Origin of the sequence: Cellulosimicrobium funkei (genome assembly GCF_004519295.1) — a bacterium.
Classification (GTDB): Bacteria; Actinomycetota; Actinomycetes; order Actinomycetales; family Cellulomonadaceae; genus Cellulosimicrobium; species Cellulosimicrobium funkei.
The window spans coordinates 34590-51045 of record NZ_SOZH01000008.1 but is presented as its reverse complement, the minus strand read 5'-3'; the positions used below and the strand labels follow the sequence as shown (position 1 = coordinate 51045).

Here is a 16456-nt window from a genome sequence, read left to right as displayed (position 1 = left end):
GGGGTCGGACCGTGCGCGAAGGACGTCAAGGCGCACTCCTTCGACCTCCGCCCGGAGGACCAGGGCGACGGCCAGGACGAGCGGTGGGGTCGGACCGTGCGCGAAGGACGTCAAGGCGCACTCCTCAGACATTCGCCCGGAAGACCAGGGCGACGGTGCGCCAGTCCGAGCGCACGGTCCGACCCCACCGCGGACCTGACCCGCGGGCTGTGAACCCGACGCGACCCGATACGACCCGACCCTCAGGGCCGAGCGGCGAACCGCTCCAGGAGGTCGGCGTGACCCGACACGATGAGCAGGTCGTTCGCGCTGATCCGGGTCTCGGGGGTCGCGTAGAGGAACTCCTCGCCGGGCGACTTCACGCCGATCACGGTGACGCCGTACCGCTCGCGCACCTTCGACTGCGCGAGCGTGAACCCCTGCACCTCGCGGGGCGGCCGCATCTTGACGATCGTGAACCCGTCCTCGACCTCGATGTAGTCGAGCAGCTTCCCGGAGACGAGGTGCGCGACGCGCGAGCCGGCGTCGGCCTCGGGGAACACGACGTGGTGCGCGCCGATGCGCTGGAGGATGCGCCCGTGCTCCGCCGAGATCGCCTTGGCCCAGATCTGGGGCGTGCCCATGTCGACGAGGTTGCCGGTGATGAGCACGCTCGCCTCGAGCGACGTGCCCACCCCCACGACCGCGACGGGGAAGTCGCGCGCGCCGAGCTGTTCGAGCGCGACCGGGTTGGAGGCGTCGGCCTCGACGAGCGGGAGCTGCCCGCTCCACTGGGCGACGAGGTCGGGGTCGCGCTCGACGGCGAGCACGTCCTGGCCGAGGCGGTCCAGGGTCGCGGCGATCGCCGTCCCGAAGCGGCCGAGGCCGATGACGAGGACGCCCGCGTCCTTGCGCGGGGCCTTCGCCTCGTCCCGGCGCGCGCGCTCCGCGCGGCCGCGCTCGACGATGCGCTGGGCGACGGGGTCCGCGGACGCGCCGTCCTTCCCGTCGGCGGCGCGGGTGAACGGGTCGGTCACGGTGGGGCCTTTCGTCGGTCCGCTGGTGCGGTGGGGTGTCGGTCAGGTCTCGTGCGGCGGTCGCGTCCGGCCCGACGGCGGTCGCGCCGCCGGGCGGGGCTGCTCACCCGATGATGGGGCGCTCCTCGGGGTAGCGCACGATGCGGCGGCGGTCGCGCAGCGCGAGCGCGGCGGCGAACGTCATGGTGCCCGTGCGCCCGACGAACATGAGCGCGATGAGGACGTACTTCCCGGCGTCGGGCAGGTCGGGCGTGATGCCGGTCGACAGGCCCACGGTCGCGAACGCGGAGATGGTCTCGAAGAGGATGACGTCGAGCGTCTCGCCGGTGATCTCCAGCAGGAGCAGGCTCGACAGGAGCACCGCCGTCGCGCCGACGAACGACACCGCGACCGCGAGCCGGAGGGTGTCGCGCGGGATGCGCCGCCCGAACGCCTCCATGTCCCGGTCGCCGCGCGCCTCGGACACGATGGCGATGAGCATGACGGCGAGCGTCGTGACCTTGATGCCGCCCGCGGTCGACGCGGAGCCGCCGCCGACGAACATCAGCGCGTCGGTGATGAGCCAGCTCGCCTCGTGCATGCCGCCGGTGTCCACGGTCGAGAAGCCGCCGGAGCGCGGCATGACGCCCGCGAAGAGCGACGCGAGCAGCTTCTCGCCGAGGTCGAGGGGGCCGAGGGTCCGCTGGTTCCCCCACTCGACGGCCGCGAAGAGCACCGTGCCCACGACGACGAGCGCTGCGCTCGTCGTGAGGGTGAGCTTGGTGTGCAGGCTCCACTTGGAGGCGCGGCGGCGGTTGCGCATGACGTTGAGGATGACGGGGAAGCCGAGCGACCCGATGAACACGCCGAGGATGATCGGCAGGCACAGCATCCAGTCGCCGACGTACGGGGCGAGGCCGTGCTCCGTCGGGATGAACCCCGCGTTGTTGAAGGCGGAGATGCCGTAGAAGATGCCGTGCCACGCGGCCTCGCCGAACGTCTCCTCCAGCACGACGAACCGCGGCAGCAGGAGCAGCGCGATGAGGAGCTCGAGCGACGTCGAGGTGATGATGACGACCCGCACGAGCGAGCCGACCTCGCCGAGCCGCGTCGTCTTCGTCTCCGACGCGGTGAGGAGCTTCTGCGTGAGGCCGATGCGCCGGGACACGGCCATGCCGAGGATCGACGCGAGCGTCATGACGCCGAGGCCGCCGATCTTGATGCCCAGCAGGATGACGACCTGCCCGTACCCCGACCAGTAGGTCCCCGTGGGGACCACGACGAGACCGGTGACGCACACGGCGGACGTGGCGGTGAAGAACGCGTCGACGAACGGCGCGGACCGGCCGCTCGCCGTCGCCCAGGGCGCCATGAGCAGCGCGGTGAAGACGGCGATGACGGCGGCGAACACGGTGACGGCGAGGCGGGCGGGGGACTGCCGGGCGAGGCGGTCGACGATCTCCCGCCCCCTGAACAGGCGCCCGGTCATGCTCGTCGGCATGGAGCCTCCCTCACCACTCGCGCCACTCTGCCACGGGCCCGGTGGCCCGTCATGTCGCCGCTCCGGCGCCGGGACATCATGCCCGCTCGCGGGCCCGGACGCCGCACCGGGGGCTCGCGGAGACCCGGCGGAGGCCCGGACCGGCGGCTTCGCGCGGTCCGGCGCGCGGTCGGTGGGGCGGGGGCGCGCCGTCGGGCGTTACCGTGAGCCATGCCCACGACCGACCCGACGTCGTCGCCCGCCCCGACCGGGGCGGCTGCGGCGCCCGGAGCCTGCGTCGTGTGGAGCCCTGAGCTCCTCGGCTACGACTTCGGTCCCGGCCACCCGATGGCGCCGGCCCGGCTCGACCTGACGATGGGGCTCGTGCGCGCCCTCGGCCTGCTCGACGACGACGCGGACCTGCGGGTCGTGCGGCCCGAGCCCGCGCCCGACGACGTGCTCGAGCTCGTGCACGAGCCCGCGTACGTCGCGGCGGTGCGCGCGGCGTCCGAGCACGGCACGCCCGACCCGGCCCGAGGCCTCGGCACCGAGGACGACCCGGTCTTCCGTGGGATGCACGAGGCCGCCGCGCGGATCGTCGCGGGCTCGTACGAGGCGGCGGGCGAGATCGCGGCGGGCCGCACCCGGCACGCGGTGAACGTCGCGGGCGGCATGCACCACGCGAAGGCGGGCGCGGCGTCGGGCTTCTGCGTCTACAACGACGCGGCCGTCGCGATCCGGCGCCTGCTCGACGACGGCGTCGAGCGCGTCGCGTACGTCGACCTCGACGCCCACCACGGCGACGGCGTCGAGGAGGCGTTCTGGGACGACCCGCGCGTCCTCACCGTCTCCGTCCACCAGAGCGGCGCGACGCTCTTCCCGGGGACGGGCCACCCGACCGACCTCGGGGGCCCCGGCGCCGAGGGGACGGCGGTCAACGTCGCGCTCCCGCGCCGCACCGACGGCGCCCGCTGGCTGCGCGCGGTCGACGCCGTCGTGCCGCCCGTGCTGCGCGCGTTCCGTCCCGAGGTGCTCGTCACCCAGCACGGGTGCGACGCGCACGGCGAGGACCCGTTGTCCGACCTCGACGTGTCCGTCGACGCGCAGCGCACGGCCACGACCTGGATGCACGGGCTCTCGCACGAGCTGACCGACGGGCGGTGGCTCGCGCTCGGCGGGGGCGGGTACGCGATCGCGCGCGTCGTGCCGCTCGTGTGGTCGGCCGTCGTGGGGGAGGTCGTGCACCGGCCCGTCACCGCGGGCGTGCCCCTGCCCGCGGCGTGGCGCGAGCGCGTCGCGGAGGTCGCCGGGTTCGACGCGCCGCTCGCGTTCGGGCCCGAGGTCGAGGTCCGGCGGTGGAGCAGCGGGTACGACCCGGACGACGACGTCGACCGCGCCGTCGCGGCCACGCGCCGGGCCGTCTTCCCGCTGCTGGGCCTCGACGCGCACTTCGACTGAGACGCTCCGCGACCGGTCGCGTACCGGGGCACGGGCGCGAGCGGGTAGGCTAGGGGGCGGATTTCTCTCGTGTTGGTCGGCTTGCGGCGCCCTCGTGGTCGCCGGGGCCCCGATCAACCGTGGACCACCCGCGGCCGGTCGACCGGTCGCCGACCGACACGCCGCTCGAGCATTGCGAGGACCGTATGGGCTCCGTCATCAAGAAGCGCCGCAAGCGCATGGCCAAGAAGAAGCACCGCAAGCTGCTTCGCAAGACGCGTCACCAGCGTCGCAACAAGAAGTGACGTCGCGCGCGTCCTGACGCGCCGACCCGTCGTCGAGCCCGGCCCCTCCCGAGGGACCGGGCTCGACGCGTCTCCGGGCGTGGCCCGGGCGGGGTCAGAGGCGGGCGATGCGCCGGTCGACGGCGCGGCGCACCGAGCGCAGGACGAGCGCGGCGGCCCAGGCGGCGCCGGCCCAGCTCGCGGTGCGGACGCTGCTGCGGGCGACGCGGCGCCGCCGCCCGCGGAACTCGCGGATGGGCCAGCCGACGTCCTGCGCGTGGCGGCGCAGGCGGGCGTCGGGGTTGATGGGGCACGGGTGCCCCACGGCCTCCATCATCGTGACGTCGTTGAGCGAGTCGCCGTACGCGTACGACGCCTCGAGGTCGATGTCCTCGCGCTCGGCGAGCGCTCGCACCCCGGCGGCCTTGGCGCGGCCGTGCATCATGTCGCCGACCAGCCGTCCCGTGTAGAAGCCGTCCTCGTGCTCGGCGACGGTGCCGAGCGCGCCCGTCGTCCCGAGCCGGCGCGCGATGAGCTCGCCGATCTCGACGGGGGTCGCGGAGACGAGCCACACCTGGTGGCCGGCCGCGAGGTGCTCGTCGAGGAGGCGGCGCGTGCCGGGGTAGATGCGCAGCGACAGGACGGTGTCGTAGACCTCCTCGCCGATCGCGGTGACCTCGGCGACGGAGCGCCCGGCGATGAGCGCGAGCGCGCGCGACCGGATGCGGTCGATCTGCTGCTTGTTCTCGCCGAACACGAGGTAACGGGCCTGGTGCACGGCGAAGCGCACGATGTCGAGCGTCGAGAAGAACTCGCGCTGGTACAGGGCGCGCGCGAGGTGGAACGACGAGGCGCCGCGGATGATCGTGTTGTCGACGTCGAAGAACGCGGCGGTGCGGTGCGGCGGCCCGGGGGCGCGCGCGGGCGCCTCCTCGGGGAGCGTCGGCCGGGAGGTCGGGTCGGGGCCCGGGCCGGGAGACGTCGCCATGCCTCCACTCTAGGCGGTCGGGCCGCCGGGGCCTCGTACCCTGGGAGGCGTGAGCACCTCCGACGCCCCCGCCCCCGTCCTGCTGTTCGGTCGCGCGGGCTGTCACCTGTGCGACGACGCGCGGACGGTCGTCGAGGACGTGTGCGCCGAGGCGGGCGTCGCGTGGGCGGAGGTCGACCTGGACGCGCCGGGCACCGACCCGGCGCTGCGCGAGCAGTACGGCGAGTACGTGCCGGTCGTCACGGTCGGCGGGGTGCAGCAGGGGTTCTGGCGCGTGGACGCGCGCCGGCTGGCGCGTGCGGTGGCCCGGATTTCGGCGCCGCGCGCGGACCTGGGATGATTCCTCCCGTGGAGCGTGACCGTCGACGAGGACGGTCCCTGGACGACGGAGTGACGGTGGCTGAGCAGGTAGTCGGTGAGGTGACGGCGCCGGGGATCCCGAGCGCGACGGTGGCGCGGCTCCCGTCCTACCTGCGCGCGCTGCGGGACCTCGTGGCGCGGGGCGTCGGGACGACGTCGTCGGTCGAGCTCGCGGAGCTGTCCGGCGTGGGCCCGGCGCAGCTGCGCAAGGACCTGTCGTTCCTCGGGTCGTTCGGCACGCGCGGCGTGGGCTACGACGTCGACTCGCTGGCGCAGTACATCACCGAGGCCCTGGGCCTCGTCGACGAGCACCGCATCGCGATCGTCGGGATCGGCAACCTGGGGCACGCGCTCGCGAACTACTCGGGCTACGAGCAGCGCGGCTTCCACGTGGCGGCGCTCCTCGACGCGTCGCCGGACGTCGTCGGGACGCGGGCCGCGGGCCTCGTCGTCGAGCACGTCGACGCGCTCGAGGAGGTCGTGGAGCGCGAGAAGGTGTCGATCGTCGTCCTCGCGACCCCTGCGGCGCACGCCCAGGCGGTCGCGGACCGCGTGGTCGCGGCGGGGGTGCGCGAGATCCTCAACTTCGCGCCGCGCGCGCTCCAGGTCCCGGCGGACGTCGACGTGCGCGGCGTCGACGTGGGCAGCGAGCTGCAGATCCTCGCGTTCCACTCGCAGGCCCGCGCCCTCGCGGCGTCGCAGGAGCGCTGAGCGGCCCCGGCGCCCGGGCCCGGGGACGACGAAGGGCCGCGTGCCGGTGCACGCGGCCCCTCGGGGCGGCACCCCTGCCGGAGGGCGCCGGTCTCGCCCGGGACGTGCCCGGGACGACGGTCAGGCCTGCTTGATGGCCGAGACGTCGAGCGCGATCTTGATCTTGTCGCCGACGAGCACGCCGCCCGTCTCGAGCGCGGCGTTCCAGGTGAGGCCGAACTCCTTGCGCGAGATCTCGGTGGTCGCCTCGAAGCCGGCGCGCGGGTTGCCGAACGGGTCGGTCGCGGTGCCCGCGAACTCCGTCTCGAGCTCGACCGGCTTGGTGACGCCGTTGATCGTCAGGTCGCCGGCCACGACGTAGTCGTCGCCGTCGCCCGTGATGCGCGTCGACGTGAACGTCCACGTCGGCTTGTTCTCCGCGTCCCAGAAGTCGGCGCTGCGCAGGTGGTTGTCGCGGTTCTCGTCGCCCGTGCTCACGGACGCGGCGTCGAGCTGGGCGGTCACGGACGTCGACTCGAGGTCGTCGCCGACGGTGATCGTGCCGTCGGTGATCGCGAGGGTGCCGCGGACCTTCGAGATCCCGGCGTGGCGGACGGTGAACGACGCCTGCGAGTGCGACGCGTCGAGGGCGTAGGTGCCGGCGGTGAGGCCGGCGGGCAGCGACGAGGCCATGGGTGCTCCTGCGGGTGGTCGGGGTCCTGGCGGACCAAGTGGTTGAACGTTCAACTTCGGAACGAGCGTATCAACAGCACCCCTCGGTCCGTCTATTCCCGTGGGGTGGAACAATGTTCCGACCCCCCACGCCCCCAGCCCCTCCCGCACCGCCGAGGACCCATGACCCGCAACGACGTCGACACCCCGACGGCGAGCACCGTCCGCACCCCCGCCGCCCCCGCCGCCGAGCCGCGCTGGCTCGACGCGGAGCAGCAGCGCCTGTGGCGCGCGTACCTCGACGGGACCGTGCGCTTCATCGAGGCGCTCGGCCGTGACCACGAGGAACGGTCCGAGGTGTCGCTCAACGAGTACGAGCTGCTCGTGCGCCTCTCCGAGAGCCCCGACCACACGCTGCGCATGTCGGCGCTCGCGGACGGGCTCGCCCGCTCGCGCAGCCGCGTGACGCACACCGTCGCGCGCATGGAGGCGCGCGGCCTGGTCCGGCGCTCCGCGAGCTCGGGCGACCGCCGCGGCGTGAACTGCGCGATGACGAGCGAGGGCTACCGCGTGCTCGTCGCGTCGGCGCCCGCCCACGTCGCGGCCGTGCGCCGGTACCTGGTCGACGTACTCACGCCGGAGCAGTTCCGGGCGCTGGGCGAGGCGATGGCGGCCGTCGCGGAGGCGTGCAAGGCCGACCGCGACGCCTGACCACCCGTCCCGGCCCGTCGCGCCGGCCCGCGGTGGCGTGCGCTCGCCCCGAGTGCGGGACACTGGTGGGCATGGTCTCCACCATCGTCCACCTCCTGCGCCACGGCGAGGTCCACAACCCCGACGGCGTCCTCTACGGCCGGATCCCCGGCTACCACCTCTCCGAGCGCGGCCACGAGATGGCCCGCCGCGTCGCCGCGCACCTCGCGGGCGAGCCCGGGCCCGACGGCACGTCGCGCCCCCGCGCCGACCTCACGGTCGTCGTGGCCTCGCCGCTGCAGCGCGCGCAGGAGACCGCGACGCCCGCCGCCGAGGCGTTCGGCCTCGAGCTGGGCACGGACGAGCGGCTCATCGAGGCCGCGAACCACTTCGAGGGCAAGACCTTCGGCGTCGGGGACGGCTCGCTGCGGCACCCGCAGCACTGGCCCTACCTGTGGAACCCGTTCCGCCCGTCGTGGGGCGAGCCGTACGTGGAGCAGGTCGCGCGCATGCGGGCCGCCGTCGCCGACGCGCGGGACAAGGCGGCCGGGCACGAGGCGCTGCTCGTCAGCCACCAGCTCCCCGTGTGGCTCACGCGCCTGAGCTTCGAGAACCGCCGGCTCTGGCACGACCCGCGCAAGCGCGAGTGCTCGCTCGCGTCGCTCACGTCGCTGCACTTCGAGGACGACCGCCTGGTCGGCCTGCACTACACCGAGCCGGTCGCGGACCTCCTCCCGGGCGCGGCGACCGTCTCCGGGGCGTGACGTCGGTCATGTCCAGCGCTGTCGCCACGGCCGTCGCGCCCGAACTGCACGGTTCGGGCGTGGCGGAGGTCACGTCTCTCAGGTCCCGTTCAGGAAGCGCGGGCAGGGTGCGTCCCGTGATGCCGTCGTGACCGCCGACTCGCGCGCGCGTGCCGCGCGCCCCCTCTCCGTCGAGGCGCGGGCCGCTGCCCTGCCGTCGCGTCGGCGACCCGTGCGCCGTGCGCTGACGGGCGCCGTCGTGCTCGCCGCGACCCTCGGTCTCGCGGCGTGCGCCCAGGACTCCGGCGCCTCGACCGACGTCGTGGGGCAGGGCTTCGTCTCGGGCGACGGGTCGGTCCGCACGTGGGACGCCGACGAGCGCGGCGACGTCGTCGCGCTCACGGGCACGGACTACGAGGGCGAGCAGGTCGACACGAGCGCGTGGCTCGGGGACGTCGTCGTGCTCAACACCTGGTACGCGGCGTGCGCGCCGTGCCGGGCCGAGGCGCCCGACCTCGTGGCGCTCGCCAACGACCGCGCCGACGACGGCGTGCAGGTGCTCGGGATCAACACGACCGACGAGGCGGGCGCCGCCCAGGCGTTCCAGCGCCGGTTCGACGTCCCCTACCCGTCGATCGACGACCGGTCCGGCGAGGTCGTCGCGGCGCTCTCGGGCACCGTCCCGCTCCAGGCCGTGCCGTCCACCGTCGTGCTCGACCGCGAGGGCCGCGTCGCGGCGCGCGTCATCGGGCTCGTCGAGGGCTCGACGCTCACCGCCCTGGTCGACGACGTCCTCGCCGAGAGCTGACCGTGCCCGTCCTCACGCCCCTCGCCGCCGCGGTCCCCGCGGGCGCCGCGTCGAGCATCGGCGACACCTTCGCGACGACCGTGTGGAGCGGCTCGATGCTGCTCGCGGTGCCCGTCGCGGTCATCGCGGGCCTCGTCTCGTTCGCGTCCCCGTGCGTGCTGCCGCTGGTGCCGGGGTACGTCGGCTACGTCTCGGGCATGGCCGCCGCCACCACCGGCGACGGGGGCAAGGCGTCCGGGGGCACGACGACGGCCACCCGGGTCGCGGCACCGAGCCGGGGCCGCGTGCTCGCGGGCGTCGGGCTGTTCGTCGCCGGGTTCACGCTCGTGTTCGTGGCGCTCATGTTCGCCGCGGGCGCGATCGGCGTGCACCTGGTCCGCTGGGAGGACGTCATCACGCGCGTGCTCGGCGTGGTCGTCATCCTCATGGGCTTCGCGTTCCTCGGCGCGCTGCCCTTCCTCCAGCGCGAGCGGCGCCTGCACGTGAGCCCGCAGGCCGGGCTGTGGGGGGCGCCGCTGCTCGGCATCGTGTTCGGGCTCGGGTGGACCCCGTGCCTCGGCCCGACGCTCGTCGCCGTCCAGGCGCTGTCGCTCAGCGAGGCGTCGGCGGGGCGCGGCGCGATCCTCGGCGTCGCGTACTGCCTCGGGCTGGGCGTGCCCTTCCTCCTCATCGCGCTGGGGCTGCAGAGCTCGCAGCGCATGCTCGGGTTCCTGCGCCGGCACCGTCTCGCGATCATGCGGATCGGCGGCGGGCTGCTGGTGCTCATCGGTCTGGCGCTGGTCACGGGCCTGTGGACGACGTGGACGACGTCGCTGCAGGGCTGGATCGGCGGATACGTGACGGTGGTGTGAGATGAGCCGGCGGACCGGGGAGCCCGGGAACAGCGAGCAGGCCGAGCAGGTCGAGCAGGTCGAGAAGGCCGAGAAGGCCGGCACGACTGTGCGGACGGGCTACCGCCCCGAGGGCATCGACGACGCGTTCACCGCGGGCGACGGCCCGGGGGAGCGGACGCCGTCGGGCGGGAAGGGCGGCGCGGGGGGCGACGGCGGCCCGGCGCTCCCGTCGCTCGGGTGGCGCGGTGCGCTGCGCTGGACGTGGCGCCAGCTCACGAGCATGCGCGTCGCGCTCATGCTCCTCATGCTGCTCGCGGTCGCCGCGGTGCCCGGGTCGGTCCTGCCGCAGCGCCCGCAGGACCCGGCGGCGGTGCTGCGCTACCTCCAGGAGAACCCCACGACGGGGGAGTGGCTCGACCGGCTCGGCTTCTTCGACGTCTACGCGTCGGTGTGGTTCTCGGCGATCTACATCCTGCTGTTCGTCTCGCTCGTCGGGTGCATCCTGCCGCGCACCAAGGCGCACCTGCAGGCGCTCCGCTCCCGACCGCCCCGCACGCCCCGCCGCTTCGACCGGTTCCCCGCGCAGGGCCGGGCCGTCACGGACGCGACGCCCGACGAGGTCGTCGAGGCGGCGAGCACGCACCTGCGCGGACGCCTGGCCTGGCTCCCGACCTTCCGCGTCGACACCGGCGCCGAGGACGCGACGCCCGCCCGCGGACGCGCCGCCGCGCGGCCCGCCGCGCGGACGGTCTCCGCGGAGCGCGGGTACCTGCGCGAGAGCGGGAACCTGCTGTTCCACCTGTCGCTCGTCGGGCTGCTCGTCGCGGTCGCGACCGGCCAGCTCCTGCACTACCGCGGCCAGGCGATCGTCACCGAGGGCCGCGGGTTCGCGAACGCGGTCGTCGACTACGACACGTTCGAGAACGGGGCCTGGTTCCGCCCGTCGTCGCTCGTCCCGTTCTCCATGACGCTCGACGCGTTCGAGTCGGAGTTCGCGGCCGACGCCGCCGCGTTCGCCCAGTCGCGCGACTTCACGGCGTTCGTCACGGTGCGCGACCCCGACGGCGCCCGCCACGAGGAGACCATCAAGGTCAACCACCCGCTCACCGCGGGCGGCGCGAAGATCTACCTCCAGGGCAACGGGTTCGCGCCCGAGGTCACGGTGCGCGACGCCGACGGCGAGACCGCGTTCTCGGGCCGCGTGCCGTTCCTCCCGGAGGACACGATGTACACGTCGCGCGGCGTCATCAAGGTGCCCGACGTGTCGGACGGCCTCGACCAGATCGGGCTCGTCGGGTACTTCCTGCCGACGGCCGAGATCAGCGAGGACGGCGAGACGGCAGCCTCGATCTACCCGCAGCCCATCAACCCGCTCCTCGTGCTCGAGGTGTACCGGGGCGACCTGGGCCTCGACGAGGGCCTGCCCCAGAACGTCTACCGCCTCGACACCGACGACCTCACGCCGTCGGTCGACGAGGACGGTGAGCGCGTGAAGATCCTCGTCGCGCCCGGCGAGACCGTCGACCTCCCCGACGGGCTCGGCACCATCACGTTCGACTCCCTGCCGCGCTACGTGGCCCTCGACCTGCGGCACGACCCGTCGCTGACCTGGGTGCTCGTCTTCTCGCTCGGCGCCTTGCTGGGCCTCGCCGTCTCGCTCTTCACGCCCCGCCGCCGCGTCTGGGTTCGGGCGTGGCGCGAGGAGGTGCCCGGCACGGGCGACGACGACGCACCGCGCGAGCGGACCGTCGTCGCCGTCGCGGGGCTCGCCCGGGGCGACGACGCCGGGCTGCAGGGCGAGGTCGACTCGCTTCTCGCCGCGCTCCCGGGCGTGGCACCATCGGACGAGGGCGACCTCACCTCGTCGCCGGGGCGTGCCCCGGCGGACGGCACCCGCCCCACCGGGCGTCCCGCACAGGACCCGACCTCGCGCGACCGCGCACGAAAGGCTGACCGATGACCCTCGCCGAGCTGAGCCAGGACCTCGTCTGGGCCGCAGCGACCGCGCTGACCGTCGCGCTCGTCGCGTTCGCGATCGACCTCGCGCGCCTCGCGGGCCGCGCGGACCTCGAACGGGCCGACGCCCGGGCCGACGACGCGCGCGAGCGCACCGCGGACCGCGCCGAGGTGCTCGCCGCCGCGGGCGCCTCGTCGGCCTCCCCGTACGGGCCCGGCACGACGGGCGCCGTCGAGGCGGACCCGGCGGACGCCGCGTCGCCGTCGCGCAAGGCCGCGAACATCGGCGTCTCGCTGACGTGGCTCGGTACCGCGCTGCTGCTCGTCGCGATCGTCACGCGCGGCATCGCGGCCGGGCGCACCCCCTGGGCCAACATGTACGAGTTCACGCTCGTGGGCACGTTCGTCGCGCTCGCGGCGTTCCTCGCCGTCTCCCTCAAGCGCGACGTGCGCTTCCTGGGCTCGTTCGTCACGGGGCTGTCGGTCCTGTTCCTCGTGCTCGCCCAGAACGCGTTCTTCGTCGTCGCGACGGGCGTGCAGCCGGCGCTCCAGTCCTACTGGCTCGTCATCCACGTCGGGGTCGCGATCATCGCGACGGGCATCTTCACCGTCGCGTTCGTCACCTCGGTGCTCCAGCTGCTGCGTGACTCGCGCGACTCGGGCAACGCGTTCCTCGGGGCCCGCGGGTGGCGCTGGCTCGACTCCACGCCGGGCGCGCTCCAGCTCGAGGCGCTGAGCTTCCGGCTCAACGCGGTCGCGTTCGTGCTGTGGACGTTCACGATCATCGGCGGGGCGATCTGGGCCGAGCACGCGTGGGGACGCTACTGGGGCTGGGACCCCAAGGAGGTCTGGAGCTTCGTCGTCTGGATCGTCTACGCGGCCTACCTGCACGCGCGCACGACCCGCGGGTGGTCCGGACGTCGTGCGGCGTACTTCGTGATCGTCGGCTACGCGTGCGTGCTCTTCAACTTCACCGGCGTCAACCTGCTGTTCAACGGCAAGCACTCGTACTCGGGCCTCAACCCGGGCGACTGACCGGCCGCCGTGCAGCACACCACGGCGCCGCACGACGAAGGGGGCCGCCGTCCGATCCGGACGGCGGCCCCCTTGTGTCATGCCGAGGGCGGGGTGGCGCGAGCCTTCGTGCTGCTGCGGGCGGGGTGGTGCGAGGCGCGTGGTGTCGCGGACCCGGTGGTGCGAGCCTCGTCGTGGCGGGAGCCCTCAGGTCGCGCCAGACGCCTCAGCGCGTCGCGTCGTCGCCGTCCTCCGAGGGGTTGCTCGCGCCGGGGCGGCGCGCGTCGCCGTCGTCGGTGCGCTCGTCCCCGGGCGTCGCGTCCGTGGCCGGAGCGTCGTCGGCGGGCGCCGGGGAGTCGTCGCGTGCCTGGCGGCGCTGCTGCTGCTCCAGCCGCCAGAGGAATTCCGGGTCGTCGTCGGGCGCGACGGGCGCGTTGCGACGACGCCGCGCGCCCCCGGCGGCCGAGCCGGGACCGGGGCGGCCGGCGGGGCGGGAGCGCGCGCCGGACCGCGACGCCGAGCGCTTGACGAGGATCCACGCGATGGGGCCGAGGAGCGGCAGGAGGATGATGAGCACGACCCACAGCCCCTTGGGGATGCCGCCGCGCTCCTCCTCGTCGCTCGAGGCGAGGTCGACGAGCGCGTAGATGGCGAGACCGACGGCGAGCAGCGGGAGCAGGACGCGGAGCATGGCTCCAGCCTACGGGCCGTACCCTGGAGTCGTGCCTGTCGTCGTCTACTCCGTCCTGCGTCTGCTCCTCTTCGCGGTGGCGCTCGGCGCCCTCTGGTTCGCCGGCCTGCGCGGCTGGCTGCTCGTGCTCGTCGCGGCCGCCGTCGCGCTCATGCTGTCGTACCTGACGCTGAGCAAGCCCCGCGAGGCGGCCTCGCGCTACCTCGCCGCCCGGGCCGAGCACCGCGCCCGCACGGGCGAGCGGTTCTCCCGGGAGATCGAGGACGACGCGGCGGCCGAGGACGCGGCCGTCGACGGCGCCGCTGCTGCCGCCGGGTCCGCGGGCCCCGCCGCGGTGGACAGGACGTCCAGCCCCGAGGCCGACGCGACCGGCCGCCCGGGCGCCTCCCCGGCGCGCTGACCGACCGGGGGCGCCGGAGCCGGCCCGGCCGGGCCCGCCCCCGCGCAGACCCCGCCGGGGCAGAGCCCGCCGACCCCGAGCGGGCCCGCGCTCAGAGCGCCAGCCCGACCCCCAGCAGGACGCCGTAGCCGAGCTCGAACAGGCCGGTGCCCGCGAGCACCGGGACGAGCAGCGGACCGCGCGCACCCGCGACCACCGGGACGGTGAGGAGCGCGGCGGGCAGCAGGAGCACGAGCGTGCCGAGCGCCCACGGCGACGCGAACGCGCACACCACCGCCAGCAGGAGCGGCACCCAGATCATCGCGACGTAGGCGCGACGCGCCCGGAAGTCGCCGAGCCGCACCGCGAGCGTGCGCTTGCCCGCGACGACGTCGGTCGGGATGTCGCGGATGTTGTTGACCATGAGGATCGCGCACGCGAGCAGCCCGACGGCGACCGCGCCGACCGCGGACGGCCACGTGACGACCCCGGCCTGCGTGTACGTGGTGCCGAGCGTCGCGACGAGGCCGAAGAACACGAACACCCCGACCTCGCCGAGGCCGCGGTAGCCGTAGGGGTTGCGCCCGCCGGTGTAGTACCAGGCGGCGAGGATCGCGACGGCGCCGACCGCCAGGAGCCACCAGTGGCCCGTGACCGCGCAGAGGACGAGCCCCAGGACGCCCGCGACGCCGAACGCGGCGAACGCCGCGGCGCGCACCTGCGCGGGCCGCGCGAGCCCGGACGCGGTGAGCCGCAGCGGGCCGACGCGGTCGAGGTCGGTGCCGCGCACGCCGTCCGAGTAGTCGTTGGCGTAGTTCACGCCGACCTGGAGCGCGAGCGCGACCCCGAGGGCGAGCAGCGCGGGCCAGAACGCGAACCCGTCCACCTGGGCCGCGGCGCCGGAGCCCACGATGACGGGCGTCGCGGCGGCAGGGAGGGTGCGCGGGCGTGCGCCCGCGACCCACTGGGTGGTGCTGGCCATGGTGCTCCGTCTCGGTCGTGCGTCTCGGTCGTGCGTCTCGGGTCGTGCGGCTCGGTCGTGCCCGGGGTGGTCCGGCCTGCTCAGCCGGGCGGGGTGCGCCCGTGCCCGACGGCGATCCGGGCCACCGCGGCGCGGTCCACCTTGCCGGGCCCGCGCCGGGGGAGGTCCGGGACGACGAGCACGCGGCGGGGTGCGGCCGCCCGCTCCAGCCTATCCGCGACGCGGCCCCGCACGGCGGCGACGAGCTCGGGCGGGGCGCTCGTCACGCCCCCGGCGCCCGCCGTGCCCGCCGTGCCCGCCGTGCCCGACGCGGCACCGTCGTCGCGCTGCGCGCCCGCCAGCGTGACGACCGCGACGACCTCCTGGCCCCACTCGGGGTGCGGCACCCCGACGACGCACGCCTCCCCGACGCCCGCGACCTCGCCGACCACGGCCTCGACAGCCGCCGGGGCGACGTTCACGCCGCCCGAGACGATCACGTCGTCCGCGCGGCCGAGGACGACGAGCACCAGCGCGTCCGCGCGGCCGTCGAGCCGCCCGAGGTCGCTCGTGCGGAACCAGCGCGTGCCGTCGTCGTCCGTGCGGAACGCGGCCGCGGTCGCGTCGGGCTCCCCGAGGTAGCCGTGCGCGAGGAACGGGCCGGAGAGCTCGACGACGCCCGCCCCCTCGCCCTCGGCGTCGCCCGCCGGGACCAGCCGGACGCGCGCGCCCGGGAGGGGGACGCCGTCGTACACGCAGCCGCCGCACGTCTCCGTCATGCCGTACGTGGTGACGACGCGCGCTCCCGCGGACCGCGCGCGGCGCAGCAGCGCGGGCGGCGTCGCGGCACCGCCGAGGAGCACGGCGTCGAGCGAGCGGAGCGCGTCGAGGCCCGCGGTGCCGTCGGCGGACCCGGCGTCGGCCGCCTCGACGAGGCGGTGGAGCTGGGTCGGGACGAGCGAGACGTACCGCCGCTCGCCGCGCGGGGCGCGCGCGACGAGCGCCGCGAACCCGCCGGGGGTGAAGGGCTCGCCCACGGGCGCGACCGTGAGGCCCCGCCCCGCGGCGTGGGCCCGCGCGACGACCTGCACCCCCGCGACGTGCGTCGGGGGCAGCGTGAGGAGCCAGTGCCCCGGGCCGCCCAGCCGCTCGTGCGTCGCGGCGCCCGACGCGCGCAGGGCGTCGGCGCCGAGCAGCACCTCCCGGGGCGCGCCCGTCGAGCCCGACGTGCGCAGCACGAGCGCGGTGCCCGCGGGCACGTCGCCCGAGGTCGGCCCGGACCCCTGGGGGCGGGGGAGCAGCGGGACGGGCGCGACGGGCGGGCCGTCGCCGTCGAGCGCGGCCCCGACCGCCGCGACGAGGGCGTCCAGATCGGCGGGGACGACGGCGCGGTTCACCGGATCAGCCTAGGTCGGGTCGTACCGTGGCCGAGGACACAGGTCCGTCGTGGTGCCGGCACGGGCAGGGGCCCCGGG

At 75.2% G+C, this 16456-nt stretch carries 18 protein-coding genes; 11 read left to right on the top strand and 7 right to left on the bottom strand.

The window, feature by feature from the left end; all coding sequences use genetic code 11:
• Positions 1 to 242 precede the first annotated feature (242 nt).
• Together E1O70_RS13875 and E1O70_RS13870 are read right to left on the bottom strand one after the other, a co-directional pair.
• Positions 243 to 947, bottom strand: a complete 705-nt coding sequence (locus E1O70_RS13875) for a potassium channel family protein (RefSeq protein ID WP_061269154.1) — start codon at positions 945 to 947, stop codon at positions 243 to 245.
• A 172-nt stretch (positions 948 to 1119) separates the two neighbouring features.
• Positions 1120 to 2496, bottom strand: a complete 1377-nt coding sequence (locus E1O70_RS13870; protein ID WP_021483424.1) for a TrkH family potassium uptake protein — start codon at positions 2494 to 2496, stop codon at positions 1120 to 1122.
• A 210-nt stretch (positions 2497 to 2706) separates the two neighbouring features.
• On the opposite strand from E1O70_RS13870, the gene E1O70_RS13865 reads away from it, so the two are divergent.
• Together E1O70_RS13865 and E1O70_RS13860 are read left to right on the top strand one after the other, a co-directional pair.
• Positions 2707 to 3933 carry an acetoin utilization protein AcuC gene (locus E1O70_RS13865; protein ID WP_061269145.1) on the top strand — a complete coding sequence of 409 codons (1227 nt, stop codon included), beginning with the start codon at positions 2707 to 2709 and terminating at the stop codon, positions 3931 to 3933.
• A 185-nt stretch (positions 3934 to 4118) separates the two neighbouring features.
• Entirely contained in the window at positions 4119 to 4217 is a 99-nt protein-coding gene (locus E1O70_RS13860) for a 30S ribosomal protein bS22 (protein ID WP_003792170.1), read from the top strand.
• A gap of 94 nt (positions 4218 to 4311) precedes the next feature.
• On the opposite strand, the gene E1O70_RS13855 is transcribed toward E1O70_RS13860, so the two are convergent.
• The gene (locus tag E1O70_RS13855; RefSeq protein WP_076403236.1) at positions 4312 to 5184 is read right to left on the bottom strand and encodes an HAD family hydrolase; all 873 of its coding nucleotides are present in this window, start codon (positions 5182 to 5184) and stop codon (positions 4312 to 4314) included.
• A gap of 49 nt (positions 5185 to 5233) precedes the next feature.
• Between E1O70_RS13855 and E1O70_RS13850 the strand changes: the two genes are divergently transcribed.
• Positions 5234 to 5524: a glutaredoxin family protein gene (locus E1O70_RS13850; RefSeq protein WP_043655753.1), complete on the top strand. Its 291-nt coding sequence runs from the start codon at positions 5234 to 5236 to the stop codon at positions 5522 to 5524.
• A 56-nt stretch (positions 5525 to 5580) separates the two neighbouring features.
• A complete protein-coding gene (locus E1O70_RS13845; protein WP_021482510.1) occupies positions 5581 to 6255 on the top strand; it encodes a redox-sensing transcriptional repressor Rex in 675 nt (224 codons plus the stop codon).
• Between the two features lie 120 nt (positions 6256 to 6375).
• Here E1O70_RS13845 and E1O70_RS13840 read toward each other — a convergent pair whose 3' ends face one another.
• The gene (locus tag E1O70_RS13840; RefSeq protein ID WP_009862579.1) at positions 6376 to 6927 is read right to left on the bottom strand and encodes a YceI family protein; all 552 of its coding nucleotides are present in this window, start codon (positions 6925 to 6927) and stop codon (positions 6376 to 6378) included.
• A 162-nt stretch (positions 6928 to 7089) separates the two neighbouring features.
• On the opposite strand from E1O70_RS13840, the gene E1O70_RS13835 reads away from it, so the two are divergent.
• The 6 genes from E1O70_RS13835 to ccsB all read left to right on the top strand — a co-directional run bounded on the left by E1O70_RS13835 (position 7090) and on the right by ccsB (position 12971).
• On the top strand, positions 7090 to 7617 hold the full coding sequence (locus E1O70_RS13835) for a MarR family winged helix-turn-helix transcriptional regulator (protein ID WP_082774794.1): 528 nt from the start codon (positions 7090 to 7092) through the stop codon (positions 7615 to 7617).
• Positions 7618 to 7688: 71 nt separating this feature from the next.
• Positions 7689 to 8360: a histidine phosphatase family protein gene (locus E1O70_RS13830; protein ID WP_043655743.1), complete on the top strand. Its 672-nt coding sequence runs from the start codon at positions 7689 to 7691 to the stop codon at positions 8358 to 8360.
• 211 nt (positions 8361 to 8571) lie between these two features.
• The gene (locus tag E1O70_RS13825) at positions 8572 to 9147 is read left to right on the top strand and encodes a TlpA family protein disulfide reductase (protein ID WP_061269150.1); all 576 of its coding nucleotides are present in this window, start codon (positions 8572 to 8574) and stop codon (positions 9145 to 9147) included.
• 56 nt (positions 9148 to 9203) lie between these two features.
• The gene (locus E1O70_RS13820; RefSeq protein ID WP_061269149.1) at positions 9204 to 9998 is read left to right on the top strand and encodes a cytochrome c biogenesis CcdA family protein; all 795 of its coding nucleotides are present in this window, start codon (positions 9204 to 9206) and stop codon (positions 9996 to 9998) included.
• Position 9999: 1 nt separating this feature from the next.
• Positions 10000 to 11940, top strand: a complete 1941-nt coding sequence (gene resB, locus E1O70_RS13815) for a cytochrome c biogenesis protein ResB (protein WP_082774793.1) — start codon at positions 10000 to 10002, stop codon at positions 11938 to 11940.
• Positions 11937 to 12971, top strand: a complete 1035-nt coding sequence (gene ccsB, locus E1O70_RS13810) for a c-type cytochrome biogenesis protein CcsB (RefSeq protein ID WP_061269144.1) — start codon at positions 11937 to 11939, stop codon at positions 12969 to 12971. Before resB ends, ccsB begins: the two co-directional genes overlap by 4 nt.
• Before the next feature lie 205 nt (positions 12972 to 13176).
• Here ccsB and E1O70_RS13805 read toward each other — a convergent pair whose 3' ends face one another.
• Positions 13177 to 13641 (bottom strand): PLDc N-terminal domain-containing protein, encoded by a 465-nt coding sequence (locus E1O70_RS13805; protein WP_082774792.1) that lies wholly within the window; start codon positions 13639 to 13641, stop codon positions 13177 to 13179.
• Positions 13642 to 13672: 31 nt separating this feature from the next.
• On the opposite strand from E1O70_RS13805, the gene E1O70_RS13800 reads away from it, so the two are divergent.
• Positions 13673 to 14041: a DUF4229 domain-containing protein gene (locus E1O70_RS13800; RefSeq protein WP_082774791.1), complete on the top strand. Its 369-nt coding sequence runs from the start codon at positions 13673 to 13675 to the stop codon at positions 14039 to 14041.
• 91 nt (positions 14042 to 14132) lie between these two features.
• On the opposite strand, the gene E1O70_RS13795 is transcribed toward E1O70_RS13800, so the two are convergent.
• Together E1O70_RS13795 and E1O70_RS13790 are read right to left on the bottom strand one after the other, a co-directional pair.
• Positions 14133 to 15002 carry a 1,4-dihydroxy-2-naphthoate polyprenyltransferase gene (locus tag E1O70_RS13795; protein ID WP_043660717.1) on the bottom strand — a complete coding sequence of 290 codons (870 nt, stop codon included), beginning with the start codon at positions 15000 to 15002 and terminating at the stop codon, positions 14133 to 14135.
• Between the two features lie 80 nt (positions 15003 to 15082).
• Entirely contained in the window at positions 15083 to 16378 is a 1296-nt protein-coding gene (locus tag E1O70_RS13790; protein ID WP_061269143.1) for an AMP-binding protein, read from the bottom strand.
• Between the last annotated feature and the right edge of the window lie 78 nt (positions 16379 to 16456).